Genomic DNA, 12,391 nt, shown 5'->3' on the forward strand with positions numbered 1-12,391 from the left:
TTATGAGTTTATTTTTTTATTTGAACAGGCTATAATTAAAATTATTGCGGAATACAATAAAACATTAAAATATTTAGGGGGAATACAATGACAACAATTTCATATGTTTTATTAGGAATTATTTTAGTTATTTTAGTTACTTTTCTAATAATTTATTTAGTAAAAACACATAAAAAACCGCTTGTAAATAATGATTCAGCATTATTACAGAAAGATATTCAAGCATCAAAAGAATTATTAGAGAAACAAGGATTAGGATTACAAAATCAACTTTCTGAACAAAAAAGAGAATTATTAACTTTAATTAGTGAATTTCAAACAAATTCAGTTAAAAATGATACTAAATTTAATCAAAACTTAATAATTTTAAACGAAGGATTAAGTAATTTTCAAAATAACTTGTCAAAGCAAGATACTGACTTAAAAAATAATTTAAACCATCAAGGTGAAATTATTTCCAAATCATTTACTGATGTTTTATCAAATTTAAAAGTTTTAAAAGAATCAACTACAACATTAAAAGAAGTTGAAGAAAAAGTTAAAACTTTAAATGATATTTTTTTAAATAATAAAAAACGAGGTAATTTAGGTGAATATTTATTAGAAAAAGTTTTAAGTGATATGTATGGTGAAAGTCATCAAGGATGAGACCGCCAATATAAATTGCCGACAGGAACTGTTGTTGATGCATTAGTTAAAACTGGTGGAGCAAAAGAAAACATTGCTATTGATGCAAAATTTCCATTAACAAATTATAATAAATACTTAGAAGCAAGTGATACCGCAATTAAAAATAAATATTTAAATCTTTTTAAACAAGATTTAAAAGATCGAATTAATGAAGTTGCTAAGTATATTAATCTTGAAAATGAAATTTCAAGTGCAATTATGTTTGTTCCTTCCGAAGATTTATTCGCATTTATTTATTGCCAATTTCCAGATGATATTATTACTTTTGCATTTAAAAAACGGGTGTGAGTTACTTCACCAACAACATTATCAGCAATTTTATTTGTTTTAGAAAAACATATGCGTGAAGTTGCTTTTAATCAAAATATTGAAGTTATTAAAACTAATTTATTAAAAATAAAAGGTGAATTTGATCGTTGAGTTGAACGTTGACAAGAGTTTACGAAAAATTTTGCAAAATTTAATACTAATATTGAACAATTAAATACAACACATAATAAAATTCATAGTCAATATCAAAAAATTTTAAATGAGCAACAGTTAGAACAACCAGCAGATTAAAATGAATGACGATAAAAGAAAAATATCTTAGAAGTAAGATATTTTTTAATAATTTTTGAAATTAATTGTTAACAGAATTTCAATTTTATTTTCCTTGTTATTGATTTTAATTAAAGTTATAATTATGTAAAGGCCAACACAAGGAAAGGAAGAATAAAAATGAAAACACTAACAATGAAATTAAAACTTTTTAATGGCGTTGAAATCCCATTAATTGGGTTAGGTACATATAAAATGACTGATGAGCATGAAGTTTATCAAGCTGTTATTGCCGCATTACAAAATGGTTATCGTCATATTGACACTGCTCAAATATATGGAAATGAAGAATTAATTGGCAAAGCAATCAAAGATAGTGGTGTTCCACGAAAAGAAATCTTTTTAACAAGTAAGATTTGAAATGCTAATCATAAGTACGATGTGGCATTACATGAAGTAGATAACATACTAACACGGTTAGATACGAATTATTTAGATTTATGTTTAGTTCATTAGCCCACTGCCGAACGAAATGAATGTTTTCGTGCGTTAGAGACAGCGTATAAAGCAAAAAAAATTCGTGCAATTGGAGTCAGCAATTTTGAAGTTAGCCATTTACAAGAGTTAATTGCAATTAGTGAAATCAAACCAATGGTTAATCAACTTGAATTTCATCCTGGTTTAAATAATACTGATGTTGTTAAATTTTGCCAAGCAAACAACATTATTATTGAATCATGAGCAACTTTAATGCAAGGACAATGTATGACAAATTCAACTGTTCTTAAAATTGCAGAAAAACACCAGAAAAGTCCTGCCTAAATTTGTTTAAAATGAGCAATACAACAAAATATTGTTGTTATTCCAAAATCAACTCATAAGGAACGTATTATTGCTAATAGTGAACTAGATGATTTTATGTTAGATGATGAAGATATGGCAGCATTATTTGCTTTACCACAGGTAAGATTAGGAGCTGATCCAAATAATTTTAATTTTTAATCACTATTTTTTGTTATAATTTAAAAGATAGTTTATCAAAAGGAATGATTCGATGAAAAAATTGCTTAGTTTTTTTGGAACGATGATAATGTTTACAACTCCAAGTATTTTAACGATTAGTTGTATTTATCCAGAACATTATTATATTCCAACCCAAGATGCAACATTGCAGCCAGTGGTTGGCAAGTTTTTAACACATTTTATGTTACAACCCATTAATGATGAAGATGAATATTGAATAAAACATCAAGATGATAATACAATTTTCACAATGTTTTCAAAAGAAAGAGAAGCTCATACTTTATGATCAATTATTAATTATAATTTTAATAATCCTTCAAATGTTCTAGCATTTGAACTACCAACAACTAATGTTTTATAAAACATATATTGCAAGTATGCCAACCCATTTGCCAACAGCTAATCAATTATATCGTGATTTTATTTTGTTTCCGTTAATTCGTAATACAACGGAGTATACTTATACGATGGGACAAACAACAATGGAAGAATATACTTTAGATGGTAGCCATTTTCCAACAACGATTTATTATTTAACAATTAATTTAAATTCAAATGTTTTTTGAAGTTATGAACTTAATAAAGATTTACAAGAATATTTAATTAATTATATTCAGAATCATCCAAGGTTTATTTTTAAACAAAATATGACAACAGCAGAAATTATTAAATTATGGCTAACAAATGTTTATAGTGATTCAAATAATTTTAAAATTAGTAATATTAAAACAATTGAAAATATTGATGAATTATATTGTTATTTAAAAAATAAAATTACTTTTCATTTTGATCAGTTAGATACTAGTAAAGTTAATCAAAATGGAAAATTTAATTTTAAAGTAACTGACCAAAATGGTAATTATATGTGAGAATTAAATGAATTAAAATACCAAATTAAAAACTAAATATAACAAAAATAGACACATAAATTTTATACTTTATGTGTCTATTTTTTATTTAAAGGCTACTTTTTTTATAATTTAATCCAACAACATTTTTAACTTTTGTTATTTTTTTATTAGCAATTGCTCGTGCTTTTGTTGCTCCTAAATCAATTAATTCATCAATTGTTTGATCTTGCATTAATTTGTGGTATTTTTTTTGAATTGATTCTAAAACTTCAATAATTGTATTGGCAACTTGTTCTTTTAATTGGCCATAATCGTGTTGAACAAATTCCTTAACAGCTGTTTCAATTGTTACTTTTTTTAAAACAGCATAAATTGTTAAAAGATTACTTACGCCTGGTTTTTGTTCAGGATTATAAGCAATTTTTCCTTCTGAATCAGTTACAGCACTACGGATTTTTTTTCGAATTATTTTGGGTGCATCTAATAAGCTGATAAAAGACTTAGAATCATTAGAAGACTTACTCATTTTTTTAGTTGGATTTTGTAAATCCATAATTTTACCACCAATTGGTGGAATAAAGTCGGTCGGAATTTTAAATAAATCTTGTTGATAACGATTATTCATTCGTTCAGCAATATTTCGTGTTAATTCAATGTGTTGTTTTTGGTCTTTTCCAACTGGAACTAAATCAGCATCATATAATAAAATATCCGCGGCCATTAAAGTTGGGTAAGTTAATAATCCGGTTGGAATAAATTCAGTTCCATTTTCTGCTTTCATTTTTATTGATTTGTCTTTAAATTGTGTCATTCGTGATAATTCCCCAATAGTTGTATTGCACAATAAAATATGTGCTAATAATGTAACTTCTAAGACATCTGATTGAACAAAAATAATTGCTTTTTGTGGGTCCAAACCACATGCATAATATAATGCAACCATATTTTTAATGTTATTTCGTAATTCTTCTTTGCTAATTGGAATTGTAATTGCATGTAAGTTTGCCACAAAAATAATTAAATTATTATCTTTTTGTAATTCAATAAAATTTTTTATCGCCCCAATATAATTTCCTAAAGTTAATTGTCCTGTCGCAGTAATGCCTGAAACAATTGTTGGTTTTTTTTGTTCCATATGTTCTCCCTTCTTGTCCAAATTTAATAACATATTTAATAATATCATAGCAAATATTTTAGTTTTTCCAAAATAAAAACAATAAAAGTAGTATTTTTCTTGGATTTTCAACCGATTTTGTTTACTATTTTTTGAACAAATAATATAATAACATTATACACTTAGAAGGAGAGTAAAAAATTATGTCGAGAATTGAGAAAATTAATGCTCGTGAAGTAATTGATTCACGAGGAAATCCAACTATTCAAGTTGAAGTTTGAACAGAATTTGGCGGATATGGTTCAGCAATGGTACCATCAGGAGCTTCAACTGGAAGTCGTGAAGCATTAGAATTAAGAGATGGTGATAAAGGACGTTACCAAGGGAAAGGTGTTTTAAAAGCAGTTGGGAATGTTAATACAAAAATTGCCGAACAACTGGTTGGAATGGAAGTAACAAACCAAGTTGAAATTGATCATGCCATGATTACTTTAGATGGAACTGATTTTAAAAAGAATTTAGGTGCTAATGCAATGCTAGGAGTATCAATGGCTGTTGCAAAAGCAGCTGCTTCGGAATTAGAAATGCCATTATACAAATATTTAGGTGGTGTAAATGGGAAAAAATTACCTGTTCCAATGTTGAATATTATTAATGGAGGAGAACATGCTGATAGTGCAATTGATTTCCAAGAATTTATGATTATGCCAGTTGGAGCTAAAACTTTTAAAGAAGCTTTAAGATGATCATCAGAAATTTTTCATACTTTAAAAAAAATCTTACATGATAAAGGTGATATTACTGCTGTTGGTGATGAAGGTGGTTTTGCTCCGCATTTTAATTGAGCATATAAAGATCAAACTTTAGCTTCATTTCAAACAAAAACACCAGCTGAGGTTGCCTTAGATTTAATTGTTGAAGCAATTGAAAAAGCAGGATATAAACCAGGTAAAGAAGGTGTTATGATTGCAATGGATTGTGCTTCATCAGAATTATATTTTGATGATAAAAAATATCACTTTAAGAAAATTGAAAAAGTTACTGGTAAAGAATATGCCATGACAACAGAAGAATTAATTAAATATTTAGATAAATTAGTTGATAAATACCCAATTATTTCAATTGAAGATGGTTTAGCAGAAGGTGATTGAGCTGGTTTTGAATTACAAGTAAAAACAATGGGACATAAAATTCAAATTGTTGGTGATGACTTATTTGTTACAAATCCAAAAATTACAGCAGAAGGGATTGCTCGTAACGCCGCAAATTCTGTTTTAATTAAATTAAACCAAATTGGAACAGTTACTGAAACAATTGATACAATTCAATTAGCACAAAAAGCAGATTGAACAGCAGTTGTTTCACATCGTTCAGGAGAAACAGAAGATTCAACAATTGCTGATTTAGCAGTCGCTTTAAATACTGGTCAAATTAAAACAGGAAGTATGTCACGAAGTGATAGAATTGCAAAATATAATCGTTTATTAGCAATTGAAGATGAGTTAGGAACAGTAGCTGAATATGATGGAATTAAAACATTTTATAATTTAAAAAAACATGTTGCTGATTTAAAAAAATAACCTTTTATAAGGTTATTTTTTTATTATGATTATATAAATATTTATGGTGATAAAAGAACGTAACAATACCAAATATTTGAAATTTTAAAAAATAGTTGAAACATCGTTTTGATACTATATGTAATAATATGATAGTATTATATTGTATTGAAGAGGGGTAATAAAAATGAAATTGGCGAGCAATAATTTAAAAAAACAAATTAATAGTAAAATTAAAAATATGGATATTGATTTGAAATATGAAAAGAAAAAATTAGAAATTAATTCTGATAAAATTGTTGTCTCCATAAATGAAATTAAAAACAACCCTATTTTTAAAGAATTATTTATTAATTTATCAGATAAATAAAAAATGTGAGTAAAAATATACTCACATTTTTTTATCTTAAATTTAAAAATATGTTATAAAATTTGATATCATATGCATTTTATTTAAAATTAAAAATATTTTAACTTACTTAAGCGTATTAATTTATTCGATCTCTTTTAATCAGTTTAAAGTACGCTTAACAGCAACTTTTCATCCTTTTAATAATTTTGCTACAATTTCTTGTTTTAATTTAGCATGATATTTTTTTCCAACAGCGGATATTTTTTTAATTTCTGCTGGTGATTTTCAGAATCCAACAGCTAATCCGGCTAGAAAAGCAGCTCCCATGGCTGTGGTTTCAATATTTTGCGGGCGAATTACTTCAACTTGTGAAATATCAGCTTAAAATTGCATTAAATATTCATTTTGACTAGCACCACCTTCAACTTTAATTCGTTTAATTGGCTGTTGTAAATCTTCAGCCATGGCAGTAATGACATCATATGATTGATAAGCAAGTGGTTGCTTTAACTAAATGTTCTCGTTTTGTTCCACGCTCTAATTCAAAAATTGCACCACGTGAATAAGAATCTCAGTAAGGTGATCCTAACCCGGTAAAGGAAGGAACAACATAAACTTGCTGGTCACCTTGGACAAGATTAGTATATCAATCTGTTTCACTAGCATGATAAACAATTTTAATTTGATCACGAAGTCATTGAATAGCAGCTCCAGCAACAAAGATTGACCCTTCTAAGGCATAAGTAATTTTGTTTTGATAATCTAAGGCTATTGTTGTTAATAAGCCATTTTTTATGTAACTGGTTTTTCACCAGTATTTATTAAAATAAAACATCCCGTTCCATAAGTGTTTTTAACTTCCCCTGGCTCTAAACATAATTACCTAAATAAAGCGGCTTGTTGGTCACTAATAGTACTTGCAATTGGAATTTGAATGTCAGTTTCTTTACTCAATAAGCCGGGGAAAGTATGACCATAAATCTCTGATGATGATTTTACTGTTGGTAAAATATTTTTTGGAATATCTAATAAAGTTAGTAATTCATCATCTCATTGTTTAGTATGAATATTGAATAGCATTGTTCGACTGGCATTAGTTGAATCAGTGACATAAATTTTTCCTCCTGTTATGCGGTAAATTAGTCAAGTATCAATTGTTTCAAATAAAAGGTTATTTTCTTTTGCCAATTGGCGGGTACCTTCAACATTATCTAAAATTCATTTGATTTTTGTTGCTGAAAAATATGGATTAATTACTAAACCAGTTTTTGCTTGAATTATATCACTTTTTCCTTTAGCCATTAATTCATCACAATAAGCGGCTGTTCTACGGTCTTGCTAGACAATGGCATTGTAAATTGGCAATCTTGAACGCTTGTCTCACATAACAACTGTTTCACGTTGATTGGTAATACCAATTCCGGCGATTTCATTTGGCCCTATTTTTGTTTTATTTAACGATTGAACAAGAGTTGTCCGTTGTGAGTTTCAAATTTCAACAGCATCATGTTCAACTCAACCAGCTCTCGGGAAAATTTGGCTAAATTCTAAGGCATCGCTAGAAATGATTTCTCCTTGCTGATTAATAACAAGAGTACGATAACTTGTTGTTCCTTCATCAAGGCTAATAATTAATATATTTTGACATTATAGTTTGCTCCTTTTTAAATTGTTGGAATAATTTCTAATTGAATTGGATCAAAACCTTGGTTTTTTACTAACTGACAACCAGCATCAGTTAGTAATTGACAAATATATTTAGCAATGGCTGGGGAACTGCTTAAACCAGGCGATTTTGTTCCAGCGACATTAATAAATTTTGGATTATTATGTGTTGCTTTTAAATAAAAATCTTTTGCTAATGGTTCAATTGGACGGGACCCAGCAAAGGTTTGACAAGTTAACTGAGGGAGTAAATTATTCGGTTGGTTACACCTTATTCTAATAAATATTTATCTATTAAAATAAAATTCCTAAGAAAAAGATAAATTTATCTTTTTTAATTAGTTTAATCATAACATAAAAGTAATAATTTACAATACAAAAAATAATAATTCGCAAATTATTTAATAAATTTATTTTAAATTATTGATTTTTACTTTAAATTTTAGACAAAACATTGTGCTTGGTGAGCAACATTTTTATTTATTAAAAATTGCTGATTATACTTATCTTCATTTTTAAAATAATAATTATATTCTTTTTCATTTTTTTTGTTTAATTTATTAAGATAAAACTCAATTAAATTAACACCATTTTCTTTTGCCATTTTCAATGCAATCATATTTTTAAAAACTTTTTCACTATATGATTTAGCACCATATCCTTTTAATCATTTGACATTATGCGAAATTTGTGGTTCAGTACAAGACCCCATATATCAATCTTCTTTATAAACTTTAATACCCTCAGAATTATTTTTGATATATTTAATGAAACCATTGATTTTATCTTTTTTATCTTTTAAAAATGGATATTCTTTAATATTTTTTCTTGTAATTAATTTTTTTAAATATTTTATTGCTTCATCCGGATCGCCATTTTTAAATAATTTATTCATATCTCAATAAATTTGTTTTCTTATTTTTTTTATTATCAGTTAAATTTTTAGTAAGTTTTCTTCTTCGATAAGGAAATATTGTTTTTAATTCTTTCATTAAATGAAATTGATCTAAAATAAAAATTGCACCAATTTCATTTGCAAATTTTTGGATTCATTTTGCTCCATCACCTGCTAGGGTTAACTTACAATTTTCAATATTAAAATTTTGATTTAAAAAATGTAAAAATTCTTTTTTATATTTTTTAATAAGATAGTATTTATTTTTTACTGATTTCATAACAATAAAAATTTTTTTATCTTTTAGAACATTTTTATTTTTAGTGCTTTTTATTTCATCATACCCAGTATGAAAATATGCTGTTCTAAACATATTTTTTTTCTATTTTTCTATATTTTGTTAAATTACTAAAAGAATCGTCAACTCCAGCATACAAATATGGTGTTTGGACAATTATTTTTTCAGTCTTTGTTTTTAATTGTTCTTTAAATAATTTAGCAAAATCAATTTCCTTATTAATGTTTGTGATTGTCATCTTTGATATATTTAATTTTGGGTACATATCCATAATATCTCTTTGTCTTTTAGCACTATCCATTAATTTTCAAAGTTCTATTTTAACACTTAAAATAATTGTTTGATTATTTTTTAAACCAATTTTTTTATTTAATAAAGTTGTTGTTTTGAATTTATTATCTTTTTTATCACGATAACCAAATCTGGAAGCTTTAATTATAATATTGCCAAAGGGAGTTTTTATCATTTTATTCTTTTTCTCTCACAAAATATAACCATTTTTTCCATTACGGTTTTGCTCTCTTAATTCTTGATCAAGGTTTTCATATTTTTCTTTCATTTTTTGTTTTCCTATTAAATTAACATCGATATTTACTTCTTCAACAAAGTTTATATCTTTAAAACTATTAAAAATATTTAACATACTTATATTCCTTTTTAATCATCATTGAATGATAGTAAAATTTTATACTGCTTAAAATAATTTGTCAGCAGTTTTATTACATTATTTTTATCGATAGAAAGAGATAAATTAATTAACCTTCTTATTCTTTTTCTTTTCTTTTAATTTCACTAGTTATTTGTTAAATAACTTTATTAACTTTTTCTCATTTAGGTAGAGTTTCCCTTAGGTGTGATTTAGTTAATCACTTACGACTACTCTTCTGCTCCATGTAGTACTAATTTAATTAGTTGATTAACCTTATAGATATCCTCCCACTTCGTTTATTTTTAAGTGTTTCAGCTTGACCACTTTGTGAAATCTTACTAAAAGTAAATTTATCATTGTTTTATTTTGAATAGATTTGTAATTTGTATTTTCATACTCTCTTAATTGTATTTTTAAATTATTAATGTTTGTCTTAATTTCTGTTGTTGTTAAATTGATAAATTCATTAATTTCATTTTCTTTTATTTCTTTTTTGTTATTTTTAATATCATAAAAATATTCTTTATTAAAATTTATATAATTAATTTCTTTTAATTGAAATATGTTTGTTTTTTCTACTAACTTTAAATCTTTTTATAGTTTTAAAGTTGTTTTCATTGGGTTATAGCGTGCTATTTTAACAATTCCTTGTCCTTGTTTTAAATTTGCTAACTCACTAGTTAACATTAAGGGGTGACTTTTTAAATTTTTTGAAACAATAATATTGCTTTTATTTTCATTAATACTAATTTGTTCGATTGTTTTTGTTCCAAATAATTCACTATAATATTTTATTGTTTCTAAATCACTGGTATGTAAGAAAATATGCATCCCACAGTTATTTAAAATAATTTTTGCTATTGTATCACCATAATTTAATTTTAATTGGTTGATATCTTGTAAAATAAATTGAAAAAATATGTTTCTGCTGCGCGAAATACTAACTCATTTTTCAATGTTGTTTATTTTTGTTAAATTAGCAAATTCATCTAAAATAAAATATACTGGTTTTTCTAGTTTTTGTTCGATTATTTCACTTGCTTTATTTGTTAAAAATTGATAAATTTGACTAATTAATATTGCTATTAATTTATAGTAATTATCATTTTCGTCACTAAATATTATGTATAAAACTGTTGGATATTCGATAAAATCATTGTAATTAATATCATTTTGGGATGTTAAATTACGAATAAAATCATTGTTAAATATTTCTAAACTTTTTGCAACAGTCATTAAAATAGCATCTAGTGTTAGATTTTCTTTACTATCAACCAAAGCCTGACTTGCGGTTATTTTGGCAATGCTGGTATTTTTTCGATTATTTAGTCATTCAACTAAATCTTTTTTAAAACTAGCGATTGCTGCCACTGATGCCATATTAAATTTATTGGAAAATGATTCTTGATTTAAAGTTTCCTCGATTTCTGTTATCAAATTATTTTTGTTTATTTTATCTTCATAATCTTCTAATATTGCTAAAATAATTCCTTGAATAATCATACTTGTTAATTCATTCCAAAATTCATCTTCGGGATTTTTGTTAATTAACATACGACTAAGTGATCTAATTTTATCTTTATACTTTATTTTTCATTTTATTTTTTCTTTTTCCTTATTTGTCATTATCATTTTAATAAAGTCATCATAAATTAGTTTTAATGGATTTCAAGTATTTCCTTTTTCTAAATTACGAAAATCAATAACTTTTATTTTATAACCATTTTTTGCTAAATAACCACTGGTTAAATTATACAATTCACCCTTGGGGTCGGTTATAATCATAGTTGGTTTAGTGGTTGATTTTCCATTTAAATAAATTGTTGGTAATACTATGCCTTGTGTTTTTCCGCTTGCTGTTGAACCAACAATAACACTATGAATATTATTTTTTAAGTTAAACAATAAATCTTTTTTGTTTTTATTACAATTAAAAACAAAGTCTGTATTTTTATAATTATCTTTGATATTTACTTTTTCACTAATATCATCAATTTCTTTTATACTTAATCATTTACTATCACCAAAATCTATTTTATTGGTTGTTTTAATTGCAGTTTCTTTATTCTTCACTTTACTAAATAAAACAAAATAAAAAAATCAGCAATAAAACGCTAAACTTAGCCCAACTGTTATTAATAATCCGTATTTACTTTTAATTATATAATTTCATCATGATAATATTTGAAATTGCTTAATTTCATTGATAAATATTGTAATTTCTTTTCAATTAATAAAAATTGAATAACCTATTCCAAATAATGTTAAACAAAAAATAAAAATAATTGAAACAAAACATAAACCAATTAATAAACTTATTTTTTTCTTTTTGATTTTATTTCACATATTTTTATAACTCTATTTCTATACTACTCACCAAATCATAACCTTTTTGCATAATTGGATTGATTTTAAAAACCATTTCATTAAATTCTTCTTCAATTAAACTCATATTTTTAAAATCTGCTATTTTTGGGTTAGCAACAGTAGTTATAATTTTGTAGTATTTCATTTTTTCTGCTAAATCTAAATATTTAGTTAACTGGTTTATTTTATAATCTGTAAAATTATTTTCATATTTTAAATATTGTTTAATTTCATAAATTAAACCATCATAATTATAACTAATAATTTTAATTTTGCTAAATTCTTTAATATTGTCTTTGTTAGACTTGTATTCATCAAATAGATTATTAATTTCATTTTCTAATTTATTTCGTTCAAATTGTTTAACTTGTCGAAAATTAATTGCATT

At 25.4% G+C, this 12,391-nt stretch carries 11 protein-coding genes and 2 pseudogenes; 6 read left to right on the forward strand and 7 right to left on the reverse strand.

The window, feature by feature from the left end:
* Positions 1-87: 87 nt before the first annotated feature.
* From ABNT63_RS01610 to ABNT63_RS01625, 4 genes and pseudogenes are all read left to right on the forward strand, one after another.
* Complete coding sequence (locus tag ABNT63_RS01610) at positions 88-1,251, forward strand: DNA recombination protein RmuC (RefSeq protein WP_348736134.1); 1,164 nt, start codon at positions 88-90, stop codon at positions 1,249-1,251.
* A 234-nt stretch (positions 1,252-1,485) separates the two neighbouring features.
* Positions 1,486-2,052: pseudogene (locus ABNT63_RS01615) on the forward strand (aldo/keto reductase).
* Positions 2,053-2,284: 232 nt separating this feature from the next.
* The gene (locus ABNT63_RS01620) at positions 2,285-2,614 is read left to right on the forward strand and encodes a lipoprotein (RefSeq protein ID WP_348736135.1); all 330 of its coding nucleotides are present in this window, start codon (positions 2,285-2,287) and stop codon (positions 2,612-2,614) included.
* Positions 2,604-3,158, forward strand: coding sequence for a hypothetical protein (locus ABNT63_RS01625; RefSeq protein ID WP_348736136.1), 555 nt, complete (start codon positions 2,604-2,606; stop codon positions 3,156-3,158). The genes ABNT63_RS01620 and ABNT63_RS01625 overlap by 11 nt, the downstream gene beginning before the upstream one ends.
* A 52-nt stretch (positions 3,159-3,210) precedes the next feature.
* Here the strand turns inward: ABNT63_RS01625 and trpS are convergent, their stop codons facing one another.
* A complete protein-coding gene (gene trpS, locus ABNT63_RS01630; protein ID WP_348736137.1) occupies positions 3,211-4,239 on the reverse strand; it encodes a tryptophan--tRNA ligase in 1,029 nt (342 codons plus the stop codon).
* Between the two features lie 182 nt (positions 4,240-4,421).
* Here trpS and eno point away from each other — a divergent pair, with 182 nt between their 5' ends.
* Together eno and ABNT63_RS01640 are read left to right on the forward strand one after the other, a co-directional pair.
* Positions 4,422-5,798 carry a phosphopyruvate hydratase gene (gene eno / locus ABNT63_RS01635; RefSeq protein ID WP_348736138.1) on the forward strand — a complete coding sequence of 459 codons (1,377 nt, stop codon included), beginning with the start codon at positions 4,422-4,424 and terminating at the stop codon, positions 5,796-5,798.
* A gap of 166 nt (positions 5,799-5,964) precedes the next feature.
* On the forward strand, positions 5,965-6,147 hold the full coding sequence (locus tag ABNT63_RS01640) for a hypothetical protein (protein ID WP_338991726.1): 183 nt from the start codon (positions 5,965-5,967) through the stop codon (positions 6,145-6,147).
* Positions 6,148-6,270: 123 nt separating this feature from the next.
* Here ABNT63_RS01640 and glpK read toward each other — a convergent pair.
* The 6 genes and pseudogenes from glpK to ABNT63_RS01670 all read right to left on the reverse strand — a co-directional run bounded on the left by glpK (position 6,271) and on the right by ABNT63_RS01670 (position 12,148).
* Positions 6,271-7,767, reverse strand: a pseudogene (gene glpK, locus ABNT63_RS01645) (glycerol kinase GlpK).
* Between the two features lie 469 nt (positions 7,768-8,236).
* Positions 8,237-8,689 (reverse strand): hypothetical protein, encoded by a 453-nt coding sequence (locus ABNT63_RS01650; protein WP_348736139.1) that lies wholly within the window; start codon positions 8,687-8,689, stop codon positions 8,237-8,239.
* Positions 8,682-9,062: a UPF0236 family transposase-like protein gene (locus ABNT63_RS01655; protein ID WP_348736140.1), complete on the reverse strand. Its 381-nt coding sequence runs from the start codon at positions 9,060-9,062 to the stop codon at positions 8,682-8,684. Before ABNT63_RS01655 ends, ABNT63_RS01650 begins: the two co-directional genes overlap by 8 nt.
* Positions 9,055-9,630 (reverse strand): UPF0236 family transposase-like protein, encoded by a 576-nt coding sequence (locus ABNT63_RS01660; RefSeq protein WP_348736141.1) that lies wholly within the window; start codon positions 9,628-9,630, stop codon positions 9,055-9,057. Before ABNT63_RS01660 ends, ABNT63_RS01655 begins: the two co-directional genes overlap by 8 nt.
* Positions 9,631-10,230: 600 nt before the next feature.
* Positions 10,231-11,982, reverse strand: coding sequence for a VirD4-like conjugal transfer protein, CD1115 family (locus ABNT63_RS01665; protein ID WP_348736142.1), 1,752 nt, complete (start codon positions 11,980-11,982; stop codon positions 10,231-10,233).
* A 4-nt stretch (positions 11,983-11,986) separates the two neighbouring features.
* Entirely contained in the window at positions 11,987-12,148 is a 162-nt protein-coding gene (locus ABNT63_RS01670) for a hypothetical protein (RefSeq protein ID WP_348736143.1), read from the reverse strand.
* Between the last annotated feature and the right edge of the window lie 243 nt (positions 12,149-12,391).

Origin of the sequence: Spiroplasma endosymbiont of Ammophila pubescens, assembly GCF_964020965.1 — a bacterium.
Taxonomy (GTDB): domain Bacteria; phylum Bacillota_I; class Bacilli_A; order Mycoplasmatales; family Mycoplasmataceae; genus Spiroplasma.